Source organism: Streptomyces sp. NPDC005151, from assembly GCF_053599875.1.
Genome location: NZ_JBSFYR010000047.1, coordinates 28139 through 43344, shown reverse-complemented (window position 1 = coordinate 43344; position 15206 = coordinate 28139). Strand labels below are relative to the sequence as shown.

12 protein-coding genes are annotated in these 15206 nt (G+C 70.4%); 4 read left to right on the top strand and 8 right to left on the bottom strand.

From position 1 onward, the window contains the following. Positions 1-114 precede the first annotated feature (114 nt). Positions 115-1251, bottom strand: a complete 1137-nt coding sequence (dnaJ, locus tag ACWD6R_RS23830) for a molecular chaperone DnaJ (RefSeq protein ID WP_451820543.1) — start codon at positions 1249-1251, stop codon at positions 115-117. After that, positions 1252-2268, bottom strand: coding sequence for a heat-inducible transcriptional repressor HrcA (hrcA, locus tag ACWD6R_RS23825; RefSeq protein ID WP_266985805.1), 1017 nt, complete (start codon positions 2266-2268; stop codon positions 1252-1254). Between the two features lie 182 nt (positions 2269-2450). Between hrcA and ACWD6R_RS23820 the strand changes: the two genes are divergently transcribed. Together ACWD6R_RS23820 and ACWD6R_RS23815 are read left to right on the top strand one after the other, a co-directional pair. Then, a complete protein-coding gene (locus ACWD6R_RS23820) occupies positions 2451-3173 on the top strand; it encodes an MBL fold metallo-hydrolase (protein ID WP_451820542.1) in 723 nt (240 codons plus the stop codon). A gap of 25 nt (positions 3174-3198) precedes the next feature. After that, positions 3199-4017 carry a DUF3097 domain-containing protein gene (locus ACWD6R_RS23815; RefSeq protein ID WP_451820541.1) on the top strand — a complete coding sequence of 273 codons (819 nt, stop codon included), beginning with the start codon at positions 3199-3201 and terminating at the stop codon, positions 4015-4017. A gap of 335 nt (positions 4018-4352) precedes the next feature. On the opposite strand, the gene hemW is transcribed toward ACWD6R_RS23815, so the two are convergent. The 4 genes from hemW to lepA all read right to left on the bottom strand — a co-directional run bounded on the left by hemW (position 4353) and on the right by lepA (position 11918). Beyond that, a complete protein-coding gene (gene hemW, locus ACWD6R_RS23810; RefSeq protein WP_451820540.1) occupies positions 4353-5594 on the bottom strand; it encodes a radical SAM family heme chaperone HemW in 1242 nt (413 codons plus the stop codon). Positions 5595-5627: 33 nt separating this feature from the next. Then, positions 5628-7613 (bottom strand): SpoIIE family protein phosphatase, encoded by a 1986-nt coding sequence (locus ACWD6R_RS23805; RefSeq protein WP_451820539.1) that lies wholly within the window; start codon positions 7611-7613, stop codon positions 5628-5630. Positions 7614-7827: 214 nt separating this feature from the next. Continuing rightward, positions 7828-9717, bottom strand: a complete 1890-nt coding sequence (locus ACWD6R_RS23800; RefSeq protein ID WP_451820538.1) for an AMP-dependent synthetase/ligase — start codon at positions 9715-9717, stop codon at positions 7828-7830. A 326-nt stretch (positions 9718-10043) separates the two neighbouring features. Continuing rightward, positions 10044-11918 carry a translation elongation factor 4 gene (gene lepA / locus ACWD6R_RS23795; RefSeq protein WP_451820537.1) on the bottom strand — a complete coding sequence of 625 codons (1875 nt, stop codon included), beginning with the start codon at positions 11916-11918 and terminating at the stop codon, positions 10044-10046. Positions 11919-12133: 215 nt separating this feature from the next. Between lepA and rpsT the strand changes: the two genes are divergently transcribed. Continuing rightward, positions 12134-12400, top strand: coding sequence for a 30S ribosomal protein S20 (gene rpsT, locus ACWD6R_RS23790; RefSeq protein WP_451820536.1), 267 nt, complete (start codon positions 12134-12136; stop codon positions 12398-12400). A 509-nt stretch (positions 12401-12909) separates the two neighbouring features. Here rpsT and holA read toward each other — a convergent pair. Further along, positions 12910-13899, bottom strand: coding sequence for a DNA polymerase III subunit delta (gene holA / locus ACWD6R_RS23785; protein WP_451820535.1), 990 nt, complete (start codon positions 13897-13899; stop codon positions 12910-12912). 83 nt (positions 13900-13982) lie between these two features. Between holA and ACWD6R_RS23780 the strand changes: the two genes are divergently transcribed. After that, entirely contained in the window at positions 13983-14228 is a 246-nt protein-coding gene (locus tag ACWD6R_RS23780; protein WP_451820534.1) for a hypothetical protein, read from the top strand. A gap of 69 nt (positions 14229-14297) precedes the next feature. Here the strand turns inward: ACWD6R_RS23780 and ACWD6R_RS23775 are convergent, their stop codons facing one another. Beyond that, positions 14298-15182, bottom strand: a complete 885-nt coding sequence (locus ACWD6R_RS23775; protein WP_451820557.1) for a YceI family protein — start codon at positions 15180-15182, stop codon at positions 14298-14300. Between the last annotated feature and the right edge of the window lie 24 nt (positions 15183-15206).

Here is a 15206-nt window from a genome sequence, read left to right as displayed (position 1 = left end):
TGCCGAATCAGCCACGGCATGGCCGGAGCGGTATACGCGGAACGCAGCAGCGCCCGCCGGTCCGGGGACGGGCGGGCGCTACGGCGCAAGGGAACAGCGGGGTGCGGACGGTCCTCAGCGGCCGTTGAACGCATCCTTCAGGCGGGAGAAGAGTCCCTGTTGCCCTGGCTGGAACTGACCGGTGGGCCGCTCCTCGCCACGCAGCTTCGCCAGCTCCCGCAGCAGTCGCTCCTGCTCCGGGTCCAGCTTCGACGGGGTCATCACCTCGACGTGCACGATCAGATCGCCGCGCCCGCCGCCGCGCAGATGCGTGATGCCGCGGCCGTGCAGCGGGACCGACTGGCCGGACTGGGTGCCCGGCCGGATGTCGACCTCCTCCAGGCCGTCGAGCGTCTCCAGCGGCACCTTGGTGCCGAGCGCGCCCGCCGTCATGGGGATGGTGACCGTGCAGTGCAGATCGTCGCCGCGTCGCTGGAACACCGCGTGCGGCAGCTCATGGATCTCGACGTACAGGTCGCCGGCCGGGCCGCCGCCGGGGCCGACCTCGCCCTCGCCCGCGAGCTGGATGCGGGTGCCGTTGTCGACACCGGCGGGGATCTTCACGGTGAGCGTGCGCCGCGAACGGATGCGGCCGTCACCGGCGCACTCCGGGCACGGGGTCGGCACGACCGTGCCGAAGCCCTGGCACTGCGGGCAGGGCCGCGAGGTCATGACCTGGCCGAGGAACGACCGGGTGACCTGGGAGACCTCGCCGCGGCCGCGGCACATGTCACAGGTCTGGGCGGAGGTGCCGGGTGCGGCGCCCTCGCCGTTGCAGGTCGTACAGACGACGGCCGTGTCGACCTGGATGTCCTTGGTGGTGCCGAACGCCGCCTCGGCGAGATCGATCTCCAGCCGGATCATCGCGTCCTGGCCGCGCCGGGTGCGCGACCGCGGTCCGCGCTGCGACGCCGTGCCGAAGAACGCGTCCATGATGTCGGAGAAGTTGCCGAAGCCACCCTGTCCGAATCCGCCCGCGCCACCGCCGCCGGAGGCGGACAGCGGGTCGCCGCCGAGGTCGTAGACCTGCTTCTTCTGCGGGTCCGACAACACCTCGTAGGCGGCGTTGATCTCCTTGAACCGCTCCTGGGTCTTCGGATCGGGGTTGACATCCGGATGCAGCTCGCGTGCGAGCCGCCGGAAGGCCTTCTTGATCTCGTCCTGAGATGCGTCGCGGCGCACGCCGAGAACGGCGTAGTAGTCCGTGGCCACTTACGACTCCGCCAGGATCTGTCCGACGTAACGTGCCACTGCGCGTACCGCTCCCATCGTTCCGGGGTAGTCCATGCGGGTCGGTCCGACCACGCCGAGTTTGGCGACTGCCTCGTCGCCCGAACCGTAGCCGACCGCGACGACGGACGTGGAGTTGAGTCCCTCGTGGGCGTTCTCGTGCCCGATACGTACGGTCATGCCCGAGTCCTTGGCCTCGCCGAGCAGCTTCAGCAGCACGACCTGCTCCTCCAGTGCCTCCAGCACCGGCCGGATCATCAGAGGGAAGTCATGCCCGAAGCGGGTGAGGTTGGAGGTGCCGCCGATCATCAGCCGCTCCTCCGTCTCCTCGACGAGGGTTTCGAGCAGGGTGGAGAGCACGGTGGACACGGTTCCCCGGTCCTCGCTCTCGAAGGATTCCGGCAGGTCCTGCACCAGCTGCGGGACGTCCGAGAACCGGCGTCCCACGACCCGGCTGTTGAGCCGGGCCCGCAGATCGGCGAGAGAGGTCTCACCGAACGGCGCGGGACAGTCGATCATGCGCTGTTCGACCCGGCCGGTGTCCGTGATCAGCACGAGCATCAGCCGGGCGGGCGCCAGCGACAGCAGTTCCACATGCCGAACCGTGGACCGGGTCAGCGAGGGGTACTGCACGACGGCGACCTGCCGGGTCAACTGCGCGAGCAGCCGTACGGTGCGGCCCACGACATCGTCGAGGTCGACCGCGCCGTCGAGGAAGTTCTGGATGGCCCTGCGCTCCGGCGACGACAGGGGCTTGACCCCTGCGAGCTTGTCGACGAAGAGCCGGTAGCCCTTGTCCGTCGGGATGCGACCCGCGCTGGTGTGGGGCTGGGCGATGAAACCCTCGTCCTCCAGCACAGCCATGTCGTTGCGGACAGTGGCCGGGGAGACCCCCAGCTTGTGCCGCTCGGTGAGCGCCTTGGAGCCGACGGGCTCCTCGGTGCCGACATAGTCCTGGACGATGGCGCGCAGCACTTCGAGTCTGCGTTCGCTGAGCATGGCGCACACCTCCAGCTGTGTTTCCTCGGTGGTTCTGGTCGATCTCCGGTGATTCCTGGCACTCGATGCGTACGAGTGCCAGCGATCCCCCGCCAGTGTACGGCGGTCGGGTGGGGCCCAAGCAAGGGCGACCGGCCACGCTACCCCGACACTGTGCAGGTCGTTGCCGATAGCGTCGCCGCATGAACGCGTCTTGGGAAGAGTTCGGCTGGGAGCGACTGGGCAACGGTGTGGGCCGTCGGAGGCTCCCCGGGTGGGATGCCACGGTCGCACTGGTGGTCGGAGCGGAGGCGGCCCTGCTCTTCGACACAGGATCGACGCTGCGCGAAGGTGTGGAGATACGGACCCAGGTGCAGGGCATGACCGGCCGGAGGGTGACGCATATCGCACTCAGTCACCCTCATTTCGACCATGTGCTCGGCACCGCGGCATTCGCCGGGGCGGAGGTGTACGGCGCGATCGGTACGGCCGCTCTCCTCACCGGCAGTGCGGACGAGCTGTACGCCGACGCGGTACGCCACGGGGTGTCCGAGGAGGACGCGGCGCAGGCGGCGGACGTCCTGGTGGCGCCGCACCACCAGGTGTGCGGCGAATGGACGCTCGACCTGGGCGGCGGCCGTCAGGTGCTGCTGGCGAACGTGGGCCCCGCCCACAGCGGCCACGACCTCGTCGCCCTCGTGCCCGGCTCCCCGGCCGTGGTCCTCTGCGGCGACCTGGTCGAGGAATCGGGCGAACCGCAGGCGGGCCCGGACGCGATCCCGTCGCGCTGGCCGGCCGCGCTGGACCGGCTGCTGGCGCTGGGCGGCGAGGACGCGGTGTATGTACCGGGGCACGGGGCCGTCGTGGACGCGGCGTTCGTACGGGCACAACGTGACCGGCTGTCCGCCGCCTTCGGCGTGTCGTGACCGGTTCCCGTCCTATCGTCGTCCGATGCGCAGCTACCACCCGGACCTGACCCCGCCCTGGAAGAAGTCCGCTCCCGTCCCCGAGGTCCCCGCCGAGCCCGATCTGGTCGTGGAGGAGGTCTCCACCGGCTTCTGCGGTGCGGTGATCCGCTGCGAGAAGACGGCGCAGGGCCCGACGGTGACGCTGGAGGACCGTTTCGGCAAGCACCGGGTGTTCCCGATGGAACCGCGCGGCTTCCTCCTGGAGGGCCGCGTCATCACTCTCGTACGCCCCTCGGCGACCGGCCCGGCCCGCCCCGCCCGCACGGCCTCCGGTTCCGTGGCGGTCCCCGGGGCGCGGGCCCGGGTGGCGCGGGCGGGCCGGATCTACGTGGAGGGCCGGCACGACGCGGAGTTGGTCGAACGGGTCTGGGGCGACGACCTGCGCATCGAGGGTGTGGTGGTGGAGTACCTGGAAGGCGTCGACGACCTCCCGTCCATCGTCCGCTCGTTCGCCCCCGGCCCGGATGCGCGACTGGGCGTCCTGGTCGACCACCTGGTTCCCGGCTCCAAGGAGTCGAGAATCGCGGCCGAGGTCACCGACACGAACGTGCTGGTGGTGGGCCACCCGTACATCGACATCTGGGAGGCGGTGAAGCCGGCGTCGGTGGGCATCGGCTCCTGGCCGGTGGTGCCCCGCGGCCTGGACTGGAAGACGGGCGTGTGCCGGTCACTGGGCTGGCCGGAGAACACGGGCGCGGCGTGGCAGCGCATCCTGTCGACGGTCCGCTCGTACAAGGATCTGGAGCCGGCGCTGCTGGGCTCGGTTGAACACCTGATCGACTTCGTGACGGCGCCGGCCTAGTGACCCTCCCGGCAGGCTTTGCCGGTCACGGCACTAGTTTCGCCGTTCAGCCCGTCCGGCGACCGATGTCCAGGGGCCGGGGGCCCGGGGGCCCGGGGTTCCGGGGGCCCGGGGTTCCGGGGGCCCGAGGTTCCGGGGGCCCGAGGTTCCGGGGGCCCGAGGTTCCGGGGGCCCAAGGTTCCGGGGGCCCAAGGTTCCGGGGGCCCAAGGTTCCGGGGGCCCAAGGTTCCGGGGGCCCAAGGTTCCGGGGGCCCGAGGGTGGAGCCTCCGGTTCCGGGAAAGGGGCGGGCAGGGGAACAGGCCCGCCGCAGGCGCACCCCTATCCCCCGTGCCCCTCAGTCCACCAGGTCCCTGACCACCGCATCCGCGAGCAACCGCCCCCGCAGAGTCAGCACCGCCCGTCCCTCCGCATAAGGCTCCGCCTCCAGCAGCCCGTCCTCCACCGCGCGCCCCGCCGCTGCCAGTCCGGCGGGCGCCAGCAGCGACAGCGGACACCCGTCGACCAGCCGCAGCTCCAGCAGAATCCGCTCGACCCGCCGGTCCTCCGCCGACAGGATCTCCCGTCCCGCGCCCGGTGACCGCCCTTCCGCGAGCGCCTGCGCGTACGCGCCGGGATGCTTCACGTTCCACCAGCGCACCCCGCCCACATGGCTGTGCGCCCCCGGCCCGGCCCCCCACCAGTCGGCGCCCCGCCAGTACAGCTCGTTGTGCAGGCACCGCCCGTCCACCGTCCGGGCCCAGTTCGACACCTCGTACCAGGAGAAGCCCGCCGCGGCCATGGCCTCGTCGGCGATCAGATACCGGTCGGCGTGGACGTCGTCGTCCGTCATCGGAACCTCGCCGCGCCGGATCCGCCGCGCCAGCTGCGTACCCTCCTCGACGATCAGCGCGTACGCGGACACATGGTCCGGCCCCGCTCCGATCGCCGCGTCCAGCGAGGCCCGCCAGTCGTCGTCGGACTCCCCGGGCGTGCCGTAGATCAGGTCGAGATTGACGTGCTCGAAGCCCGCCTCCCGGGCCTCGGCGACACACGCCTCGGGACGCCCCGGCGTATGCGTACGGTCGAGGATCTTCAGCACGTGCTGCCGGGCACTCTGCATCCCGAACGAGATCCGGTTGAAGCCGCCTTCCCGCAGCTCCGCCAGATACGCCGGGTCGACCGACTCCGGATTGGCCTCGGTGGTGATCTCGGCGCCGTCGGCGAGCCCGAACTCGTCACGGATCGCCGCCAGCATCCGTACGAGATCCCCGGCGGCCAGCAGCGTGGGCGTACCGCCGCCGACGAACACCGTACGGACCGGTCGCGGGTCGTCGCCGAGCACCTTGCGGGCCTGGCGGACCTCGCCGATCAGATGGGCGGCGTAGTTGTCACGGGAGGCCAGCGCACCGCCCGACCCCCGCAGCTCGGTCGCCGTGTACGTGTTGAAGTCGCAGTACCCGCAGCGCGTGGCGCAGTACGGCACATGCAGGTAGAAGCCGAGCGGCCGGTCGGCGGCGCCTTCCAGGGCATGGCGGGGCAGCGCCCCGTCGTCGGGCACGGGCTCACCATCGGGCAGTACGGAAGGCATACCGTCCATTGTCACTCGTCGCCGGTCGTGCCCCGCCCGCGCTCACCGGGCCTGCAGGACCACCAGCGCCAGATCGTCGTCCGGCGGGCGCTCGGCGAACTCGTGAACGGCGCGTTTGATCCGGTCCGCGATCCCCTCCGCGGTCAGCCCGGCGCACCCGGCCAGCGCCCGGGCGAGCCCGTCCCCGTCGTCGAACATCGCCGGCCCGGAGCGCCGCTCCGTTACCCCGTCCGTGACGCAGAGCAGACTGTCCCCCGGCGCCAGGTCGAAGGTCTGGCTCTCGTACGCGACGTCCTCGACGACCCCGAGCAGCACCTGCGGCTCGGCTGCGGCCCGCACGGTACCGTCGGGCCGCAGCAGCAGCGGCAGCGGATGGCCCGCGCTGGCGAGCGTGCAGCGCGCTCCGCCACCGGGCAGCGGCACCATCTCCCCGTACAGCAGGGAGAGGAACCGGGGCTGCCCGCCGTCCGGCAGCTGCGGACCGTCCTCCCGCAGATGCTGGCCGCCCTTCGCCAGGTGCTGCCCGCCCGCGGCCGCGACCATGAGCGCGGCGGCCTCGGCGGTCTCCATCGCGTCGTCGAGGAGCAGCCGGTTGAGCCGGTCCAGCACCTCGCCGACACGGAACCCCTCCCGGGCCAGCAGCCGCAGCCAGGGCCGGGCAAGACCGGTGACGACGGCGGCCTCGGGGCCGCTGCCCTGCACATCGCCGAGGACGAAGCACCAGCGGTCGCCGGGGCACGGGAAAATGTCGTAGAAGTCACCTCCGACGACACCGTCGTCGGAGGGCTCGTACACCAGCGAGCTGGTGACGCCGGGTATCTCCGCGACCTTGCTGGGCAGCAGACCGCGCTGCAGGACGCGGCTGATGGTGGCCTGCCGGGTGTACGCGCGAGCGGCGCCGACGGCGAGGCCGACCCGGCGTACGAAATCCTCGACCAGGGCGGTCACCTCGTCGGGAACGCGCGCGATGCCCTCCCGCCCGAGGAGAACGGCGCCGAGCGTACGGCCGCCCGCGGCGATCCGGTAGGCCATCGCCGCCCCCTCGCAGCTGCCCGCACGCCCACCGAAGACCTCGCAGGCCCCCTTGTCGGCCGCGTCCTCGTCCGCCCCGGGCCACGGCATGGAGACGGGTCCGGTGCCCACGCGCTCCGGCAGCCGGATCGGCTCGCGCTCCAACGCCGCACGCAGTTGCCCCGTCTCGGCTTCGTCGCGGTGCCAGACGCTGGCGAGCCGGGGGACTGCCGCGGGTCCGCCGTTCTCCGGCTCCAGCCAGATGGCGCACCAGTCGGCGAGCCGGGGCACCAGGAGCTGTCCGGCGAGCGCCGCCACGATGTCCTCGTCGAGCTGGCCGGTGAGCAGATCGGAGGCTTCGGCGAGGAAGGAGAGGGCGCCGCGGCCCACCCAGTCCGCATCGTCGCGCAGGGCGCGCCGGGCGGTGGGGGCGAGCAATTCGGCGGTGCGGAGCCCGCTGCGAAGATCGGGCTCGGCGGTCCGGCCGGGCGGCGCGGTCCAGTCGTCGACGGGCAGCCGGGCCCAGACGGTCTTGAGGCCGGTGCGGTATGTGATGCCCCAGCGCTCGGCGAGAGCGGCGACGACTTGCAGCCCCCGACCGCAATCGGCCGGGCCGTCCTGCTCCGCCGCGGGTAACGGGCCGGGGCGTTCACTGCGCAGCGGACGGGCGGGGTGGTGGTCGGCGACCTCCAGGACCAGCGCGGCGGACTCCTCGTCGGTTGTCTCCTCCAGCCGGAAGAGCAGTTCGACGGTGGTCCCGGCGTGCACAACGGCGTTGGTGACGAGCTCGCTGACCACGATCACCGCATCGTCGCCCAGCCGCTCGCTGAAGCCGACGGCCGCGGGCAGCCCGAGTCCGGTCCACTCGGCCAGCGCGGCCCGGACGAACCGGCGGGCGGCGGCGGGTGCGAGCGGGTTGCCGGGCAGGCTCGTCCGGGCGATCGGGTGCGGGTCCACCTGTCCGAGGTGGGTACCGGGACGCTGAACGGTGTCCCGCTGCACGGGAATGGGCCCCATGGCGCAGCTCCTGACCTGTTCTCGCACGGCCTGTTTTCGCCGTGTGCCGCTGACGACACCGACAGAGTGACAGACCAACCCTGCAGATAAGCACCGAGTTACCGAAGTGGCAGAGAAGACGCAGGACCGTTTGTCAGGAACGGCGGCGCGAAACGACGGTGCGGACGGGGCAGCTCACCCCGTCCGCACCGCGCGCGCTTCGTGACGCCTCGCGTTACACCTCGCGGGCCCCCACGTACATCTCGTCGATGAGGCTCTTGTACTCGCGCTCGACGACCGGCCGCTTGAGCTTGAGGCTCGGCGTCAGCTCGCCGTGCTCGACGTCGAGGTCGCGCGGCAGCAGCCGGAACTGCTTGATGGTCTGCCAGCGCTGCAGCCCCTCGTTGAGCCGCTTCACATAGCCGTCGATGAGCTCCACGGTCTGCGGGGACGCGACCACGTCGGCGTACGGCTTGCCCGCCAGGCCGTTCTCGGCGGCCCAGCCGAGGATGGTCGGCTCGTCGAGGGCGATCAGGGCGGTGCAGTAGTTACGGTCCGCGCCGTGCACCAGGATGTTGGAGACGAACGGGCACACCGCCTTGAACTGTCCCTCGACCTCCGCCGGGGCGACGTACTTGCCGCCCGACGTCTTGATCAGGTCCTTCTTGCGGTCGGTGATCCGCAGGTAGCCGTCCACCGAGAGCTCGCCGATGTCACCGCTGTGCAGCCACCCGTCGGCCTCCAGCACCTCGGCGGTCTTCTCCGGCTGGCGGTGGTAGCCCTGCATGATGCCGGGGCCGCGCAGCATGATCTCGCCGTCGTCCGCGATCCGTACCTCGGTGCCGGGGAGCGGCTTGCCGACCGTACCTGTGCGGTAGGCCTCGCCCGGGTTGAGGAAGGAGGCGGCGCTGGACTCGGTGAGCCCGTAGCCCTCCAGGATGTGAATGCCGGCGCCGGCGAAGAAGTAGCCGATCTCGGGGGCGAGCGCCGCGGAGCCGGAGATACAGGCGCGGAGCCGGCCGCCGAAGGCCTCGCGGATCTTGGCGAAGACGAGCGCGTCGGCGACCTTGTGCTTGGCGCCGAGTGCGAACGGTACGGAGGCCGTGCCGGTGCGCCGGAAGTTGTCCTGGGACACCTTGGCGTACTCGCGGGCGACCCCGGCCGCCCACTGGAAGATCTTGTACTTGGCGCCGCCACCGGCCCGCGCCTTGGACGCGACCCCGTTGTAGACCTTCTCGAAGATCCGGGGCACGGAGGCCATGTACGTCGGCTGGACGACCGGCAGGTTCTCGATGATCTTGTCGATCCGGCCGTCGACCGCGGTCACGTGACCGACCTCGATCTGGCCGGAGGTGAGGACCTTGCCGAAGACGTGCGCGAGCGGCAGCCAGAGGTACTGGACGTCGTCCTCGGTGATCAGGCCGGTCGCCACGGTGGCCTTGGCCATGTACGACCAGTTGTCGTGCGGCAGTCGCACACCCTTGGGGCGGCCGGTGGTGCCCGAGGTGTAGATCAGGGTGGCCAGCTGGTCGGCGGAGATCGCGCCGACCCGCTCCTGGACCACGGACGGGTTCTTCGTCAGGAGCTCGGCGCCGCGGGCCTCCAGGTCGGCCAGCGAGAGCACCCAGCCCTCGGGGTCGGTCGCGTCGGGCTCGACGCCCTGCGGGTCGATGACGACGACATGGGCGAGCTCCGGCAGGTCGGCGCGGCGCTCACGGGCCTTGGCCAGCTGGCCGGCGTCCTCCGCGATCAGCACCCGGCTCTCGGAGTCGGCGAGGATGAACGCCGACTCCTCGGCGTTCGTCGACGGGTAGATCGTGGTCGTCGCGGCGCCCGCGCACATCACACCGAGGTCGGCGAAGATCCACTCGATGCGGGTGGCGGAGGACAGCGCGATCCGCTGCTCCGGCTCCACACCCAGACCGATGAGCCCGGCGGCGATCGCGTACACACGTTCCGCGGTCTGTGCCCAGCTCACCGACTTCCACTCATCGGGGCCCTGGCCGGTGGCCGACGGGACCGGGAAGCGGTAGGCCTCCCCGTCCGGAGTGGCCGCCACGCGGTCGATGAAGAGGCTCGCCACGGAGGGCGGCCGGTTATCGATCATGGTCTGTGTGTCGCTCACGACATCCTCCGGGCCTGCGGCAGTGCTTCACGACCGATTGGTGGTTGCTGCGTGCTGCTGCTTGTTCCTGCTTACGTACGTCCGTCTGCGTGCTTGTCCTGCGTGCTTGTCCGCGCGGATGGTTCCGCTTGTTTAACTGGCGAGTAACTACGAAGCCGAGATCAGGGTAGAGCGCCCGCGTCCGCCGCGTAAGAGGCAATCGGACGCCGCTTCATAACGAACGGGCCCCCACGCCGCAGCGTGCTGCGGTACAGGGGCCCGTTGGGCTACCACCCAGTAGCGGGTACGGAAGCCGGAGCCTGCTCGGAAGCGGGAATCCGCCGGGACTACTTCTTGCCCTTGCCCTCGCCGCCCGACTCGTCCGTCGACAGCACGGCGATGAAGGCATCCTGAGGCACCTCCACATTGCCGACCATCTTCATCCGCTTCTTGCCTTCCTTCTGCTTCTCCAGCAGCTTCCGCTTACGGGAGATGTCACCGCCGTAGCACTTGGCGAGGACGTCCTTGCGGATGGCGCGGACGGTCTCGCGGGCAATGACCCGGGAGCCGATGGCGGCCTGGATCGGCACCTCGAAGTTCTGCCGCGGGATGAGCTCGCGCAGCTTGGCGACGAGCCGCACGCCGTACGCGTAGGCCTTGTCCTTGTGCGTGACCGCGGAGAACGCGTCGACCTTGTCGCCGTGCAGCAGGATGTCGACCTTGACGAGCTGGGCGGTCTGCTCGCCGGTGGGCTCGTAGTCGAGCGAGGCGTACCCGCGGGTCTTGGACTTCAGCTGGTCGAAGAAGTCGAAGACGATCTCGGCGAGCGGCAGGGTGTAGCGGATCTCGACCCGGTCCTCGGAGAGGTAGTCCATGCCGAGCAGGGTGCCGCGCCGGTTCTGGCAGAGCTCCATGATCGCGCCGATGAACTCGCTGGGGGCGAGGACGGTGGCACGCACGACCGGCTCGTGCACCTTGTCGATCTTGCCCTCGGGGAACTCGCTCGGGTTGGTGACGATGTGCTCGCTGCCGTCCTCCATGTCCACGCGGTAGACCACGTTGGGGGCGGTGGCGATGAGCTCCAGACCGAACTCGCGCTCCAGGCGCTCGCGGATCACGTCGAGGTGCAGCAGACCGAGGAAGCCGACACGGAAGCCGAAGCCGAGGGCCGCGGAGGTCTCCGGCTCGTACACCAGGGCGGCGTCGTTGAGCTGAAGCTTGTCGAGGGCCTCGCGCAGGTCGGGATAGTCCGAGCCGTCCAGCGGGTACAGCCCCGAGAACACCATCGGCTTGGGGTCCTTGTAACCGCCCAGCGCCTCGGTCGCGCCCTTGTGCAGGGAGGTGATCGTGTCACCGACCTTGGACTGCCGGACGTCCTTCACACCGGTGATGATGTAGCCCACTTCGCCCACACCGAGACCGTCGGCCGGGGTCATCTCCGGGGAGGAGACACCGATCTCCAGCAGCTCGTGGGTGGCGCCGGTGGACATCATCCTGATGCGCTCGCGCTTGTTGAGCTGACCGTCGACGACACGGACGTACGTGACGACACCGCGGTACGAGTCGTAGACCGAGTCGAAGATCATCGCGCGGGCCGGTGCGTCGGCCTTGCCGACGGGCGCCGGAACGTCCCTGACCACCCGGTTCAGCAGGGCGTCCACGCCGATGCCGGTCTTCGCGGAGACCTTGAGGACGTCCTCGGGCTGGCAGCCGATGAGGTTGGCCAGCTCCTCGGAGAACTTCTCCGGCTGCGCGGCCGGCAGGTCGATCTTGTTGAGCACCGGAACGATGGTGAGGTCGTTCTCCATCGCCAGGTAGAGGTTGGCCAGCGTCTGGGCCTCGATGCCCTGCGCGGCGTCGACCAGCAGGACCGTGCCCTCGCAGGCGGCGAGCGAGCGGGAGACCTCGTACGTGAAGTCCACGTGGCCCGGCGTGTCGATCATGTTGAGGATATGGGTGCTGCCCTGGCCCTCGCCCGTGGTGGGCGCCCAGGGCAGACGTACCGCCTGGGACTTGATGGTGATGCCACGCTCGCGCTCGATGTCCATCCGGTCGAGGTACTGAGCGCGCATCTGCCGCTGGTCGACCACACCCGTCAGCTGAAGCATCCGGTCGGCAAGGGTCGACTTGCCGTGGTCGATGTGCGCGATGATGCAGAAGTTGCGGATCAGCGCCGGGTCGGTACGGCTCGGCTCGGGCACGTGGATAGGAGTCGCGGGCACGCAGGGTCCTGATTCTTGAGACGCCGAACGCCGTGTCTCGGGTCGATGTCGGGTCGGTCGGATCGATACGTAGCTTCCATCGTCCCACGCCCGCGGGGCAGAGACCGGTTTGGGCCGGTCGGAGCGCGGCTGGTACCGTTGACAGCTGTGCTTCGTGGCCCTTTCGGGCGGCGGGGCGCACATCGAAGATCCAACGAACCTGAAAAGGCTCTTTCGTGGCGAACATCAAGTCCCAGATCAAGCGGAACAAGACGAACGAGAAGGCGCGCCTGCGTAACAAGGCCGTCAAGTCCTCGCTCAAGACCGCGGTCCGCAAGGCCCGTGAGGCTGCCGCTGCGGGCGACGTCGAGAAGGCCACCACGGCCGTTCGCGACGCTTCGCGCGCGCTCGACAAGGCCGTCTCGAAGGGCGTCATCCACAAGAACGCCGCCGCCAACAAGAAGTCGGCGCTGGCCTCCAAGGTTGCCGCCCTCCAGGGCTGAGCTTTCTGATGTAACTGCCGGAACGGACCAGCGGGCCCTCTCTCCCGCCCCTGCCCGGCCCCCGCGCCGCACACCGAACCTGCGTTCGCCACGCGGGTGCGGCGCACCAAGCGTGAAACCGAGGTCCCGGCCATCGCTCTCCCCAGAGCGGCAGCCGGGGCCTTCGGCATGCCCGGACATGCCGGTCCCGTCAAGCCCGCCCGGCGATCGAGGGCAACACGTCAACCGCCCGGCCCCCACCCCGCCTCTCCGCGCCAGGGGGTGTCCGGCGGGTCAGGGCCCGGCCATGATCCGCTGAATACCGTCCAGTGCTGTGACCGGCAATGTTTGCCCCATGAGGAGCGTCGTCCGGTGCGTGCGATCGCAAGGCGGCCGGAAGTCCCCCAGTGGGGCTCCCCCTGCTCGAACGAAGTTGAGAGCTTGAGGAAGGAGCTACCAGGGCTTGTGGCCAACGCGGCGAACGCGCGTGCTGGGGCGGCACGACGGGGCAAAGCTTGCCGGGAGGGGCGCTAACGCCGCCCGGCCCGCGCCGCCCGCGCAACAGCGACCACGGCCTTCTCCAGGGCGTACTCGGGGTCGTCCCCACCGCCCTTCACGCCCGCATCCGCATCCGCGACCGCCCGCAGAGCCGCCGCCACCCCGTCCGGCGTCCACCCCCGCATCTGCTGCCGCACCCGGTCGATCTTCCACGGCGGCATGCCCAGTTCACGCGCAAGATCCGCAGGCCGGCCCCCGCGCGCCGAGGACAGCTTGCCGATCGCCCGTACGCCCTGCGCCAGCGCACTGGTGATCAGCACCGGCGCCACCCCGGTCGACAGCGACCAGCGCAATGCCTCCAGCGCCTCCGCCGCCCGCCCCTCCACCGCCCGGTCGGCGACCGTGAAGCTGGACGCCTCCGCACGACCGGTGTAGTAGCGCCCGACGACCGCCTCGTCGATCGTGCCCTCGACATCCGCGACCAGCTGGGACACCGCGCTCGCCAGCTCCCGCAGATCGCTCCCGATGGAGTCGACGAGCGCCTGGCACGCCTCGGGGCTCGCGGAACGCCCCAGCGCCCGGAACTCCGACCGGACGAACGAGAGCCGCTCGGCAGGCTTCGTGGTCTTCGGGCAGGCGACCTCCCGCGCACCCGCCTTGCGCGCAGCCTCCAGCAGCCCCTTGCCCTTGGCGCCGCCCGCGTGCAGCAGGACGAGCGTGATCTCCTCGGCCGGTGCGTCGAGGTACGCCTTGACGTCCTTGATCGTGTCGGCGGAGAGATCCTGCGCATTGCGCACGATCACCACCTTGCGCTCGGCGAAGAGCGACGGGCTCGTGAGCTCGGCAAGGGTGCCCGGCTGGAGCTGGTCGGAGGTGAGGTCGCGGACGTCCGTGTCGGCGTCGGACGCGCGGGCCGCCGCCACCACCTGCTGCACCGCACGGTCGAGGAGGAGGTCCTCCTGGCCCACGGCGAGCGTGAGGGGGACGAGCGGATCGTCGGTGGAATTCCTTCTGGTGGCCATCGCCGTCCAGCATCCCACGCCCCTCTGACAGCCCGGCTTCGACGCCTCTCCCCGCACCCGTCGCCGTATCGGAGAATGGGCAGGTGAGCGATGTGAGACATGTACTGGTGCTGCCCGACCGCGATACCGCGGAGGAGGTGGCCGGGGAGCTCGCCGACCGTTTCGGAGTCGCCGAGGAACCTCAACTCGTACGCGACGCGCTGGCCGGCGAGGACGACGCGGAGGACGCCCAGTGGCTGGTGGTCGTGGAGGACGCGGACGGCCGGCTCGACCCATCGGCACTCGACGCGCTGGCGGCGGAGTACGAGGGCTGGCTGGAGGCGCCCTAGGACTGTCCGAGCCTGATCCGCCGGACACCAGCCAGCCGCGGCGCCCCGGCGGCAGCGCCCCCGGGGGGCTCAGCCCTTGGGGACGATCTGGATGTCCATGTCGATGACGATGCTGGAGCCGACGGCGGCGATACCACGGGCCAGCATTGTCTGCCAGGTGAGGGTGAAGTCCTCACGGTGCAGCTCGGTGGTGGCCCGGCAGGCCGCCCTGGTCTCCCCTTCCACACCGTTGCCGACGCCGAGGTACTGGGTGTCCAGCATCACGGTACGGCTGACGCCGTGAAGAGTGAGCGCGCCGCTCACGCCCCAGCGGCTGCCACCCCGGTGAACGAAACGGTCGCTGTAGAACTCCATCGTCGGATAGCGCCCGACGTCGAAGAAGTCGCTGGACCGCAGATGGTCGTCGCGCATCTGCACGTTGGTATCGATCGACGAGGCGTCGATGATCACGTGCATGGCGGAGTCCTCCATGCGGTCGGCGATCCGTATCGCACCTGCGAATGTGTTGAATCGGCCATGGATACGGGCCAGCCCGATATGGCGGGCCGTGAAGCCGATCTGCGAGTGGTTCGGCTCGATCTCCCACTCACCGGGGTCGGGCAGCTGTGGGGGCGCGGCCACCTGGAGCATGACGTCCCCGAGTCCCGCGTGGCCGCTCCCGGAGACCGTGGCCGAACCGTGGAACGGGGTGAAGCCCTCGGCCGTGACAGCCAGCCGGTAGTCACCTGCCGGTACGGCGGCGAGGACGTTCCCGAAGGGGTCCGTCTCACCGCCGACGACCTTGCGGCCCACACTGTCCGTGACGACGAACTCAGCCTGCTGAACAGCCTCGTTGACCGGATCGAGGACGCGGCAGCTCAGGACTCCCGCGGTGCGTGGCACCGCGAGTCCCGCGAGCGGGTTTCCCTGCGCCGCACCCGTTGCCTTCTTGCTTTTCAGCCAACGGCCGAACATCTTCACGTACCCCCGGGGGAGATT

Coding starts and splice junctions, on each gene's coding strand:
- hrcA (WP_266985805.1), bottom strand. CDS start 2,268: ATGCTCAGCGAACGCAGACTCGAAGTGCTGCGCGCCATCGTCCAGGAC.
- ACWD6R_RS23820 (WP_451820542.1), top strand. CDS start 2,451: ATGAACGCGTCTTGGGAAGAGTTCGGCTGGGAGCGACTGGGCAACGGT.
- ACWD6R_RS23815 (WP_451820541.1), top strand. CDS start 3,199: ATGCGCAGCTACCACCCGGACCTGACCCCGCCCTGGAAGAAGTCCGCT.
- hemW (WP_451820540.1), bottom strand. CDS start 5,594: ATGGACGGTATGCCTTCCGTACTGCCCGATGGTGAGCCCGTGCCCGAC.
- ACWD6R_RS23805 (WP_451820539.1), bottom strand. CDS start 7,613: ATGGGGCCCATTCCCGTGCAGCGGGACACCGTTCAGCGTCCCGGTACC.
- holA (WP_451820535.1), bottom strand. CDS start 13,899: ATGGCCACCAGAAGGAATTCCACCGACGATCCGCTCGTCCCCCTCACG.
- ACWD6R_RS23775 (WP_451820557.1), bottom strand. CDS start 15,182: ATGTTCGGCCGTTGGCTGAAAAGCAAGAAGGCAACGGGTGCGGCGCAG.